This window comes from Aurantimonas sp. A2-1-M11 (assembly GCF_036549475.1).
Taxonomy (GTDB): Bacteria; Pseudomonadota; Alphaproteobacteria; order Rhizobiales; family Rhizobiaceae; genus Aurantimonas.
Window position 1 is genome coordinate 1 of the sequence record NZ_JAZHLI010000195.1, and the last position, 1,276, is coordinate 1,276.

Annotated in this window: 1 protein-coding gene; it reads left to right on the plus strand. The window is 62.5% G+C overall.

Annotated elements, in window-relative coordinates:
• Positions 1-154: 154 nt before the first annotated feature.
• Positions 155-1,093: a cyclopropane-fatty-acyl-phospholipid synthase family protein gene (locus tag VQ042_RS25585; RefSeq protein WP_331823049.1), complete on the plus strand. Its 939-nt coding sequence runs from the start codon at positions 155-157 to the stop codon at positions 1,091-1,093.
• Positions 1,094-1,276 lie beyond the last annotated feature (183 nt).

The window sequence follows — 1,276 nt, forward strand, 5'->3', positions numbered from 1 at the left end:
CAGACGCCGGAGGGTGGCCGGTTATTGATCGGAATGCTGGCCGGCTTCATCCCGGAATGGTGGCCGACTTCAAATCGGAATACCCGGCCGGTTTGAATCGGAATCCGCAGCTTATCTCGACGGCGGCTGGTCGACGCCGAATTTGCAAGCCTTTATGGATCTCTTCCACGTCGCCGGCGACGACATCTACGACGGTTTTTCAGGCATGGGCCTGCTCCGGCTATTCGAGAGGGCGCGCCACAAGTTCCGCGGCAACACGCGGCGGCAGGCGCGGCGCAATGTTGCCGCCCACTACGACCTCGGCAACGAATTCTACCGGCTCTGGCTCGATGAGACGATGACTTATTCGTCGGCGAGGTTCACAACCGGCCGAGAGAGCCTGGAGGCGGCACAAACCGCTAAGTACGCAAGCCTGATCGACGAGATGGGCGCCGAACCAGGAGACCACGTGCTGGAGATCGGCTGCGGCTGGGGAGGCTTCGCCGAATACGCAGCCACCGACCGCGGGCTGCGTGTCACGGGGCTGACCATCTCCCGGTCACAGCACGCCTACGCCCAGGAGCGGATCCAGCGCGCCGGCCTCGACGATCGGGTTGAGATCAAGCTCCAGGACTACCGCGACGAACGTGGCCGCTACGACGGCATCGCCTCAATCGAGATGTTCGAGGCAGTGGGGGAGCGGTACTGGCCGGTCTACTTCGACACCCTTCGCGAACGGCTGAACCCGGGACGCCACGCGACGTTGCAGATCATCACCGTTCAGGACAGCCGGTGGGAGACCTATCGCCGCAACGTAGACTTTATTCAAAAGTACATCTTCCCTGGAGGCATGCTGCCCTCGCGCAACGCGCTCCTGTTCGAGCTCGAGCGTGCTGGCCTCCGGTTTGTCCGGTCGATCGAGTTTGGCGAGAGCTACAGCCAGACGCTTCGCCGCTGGCACGGGAGGTTCAACGCGCGATGGGACGAGATTGCCGATCTGGGTTTCGACGACCGGTTCCGGCGAATGTGGAACTTCTATCTCACCTCTTGCGCCGCGACCTTCGCGAGCGGGAACTGCGACGTCACGCAGATCACCGTTGAGCGGCGGACTTGACGCACCGATCGCGCACGGACGATCCCGTTCCGCGTTTGCGACGAGTTCCTGACGTTTGCCGCTTGTCTGGACTAGTGGATTGACCGGAACGAAAGAGTCCGGTGTGGGATTCACATCGGTGTGCTCGCATGCGAGTCTGCTGCATGCGCACAGGGGTTACCATTTCGGTCTCCGCCGCCGATC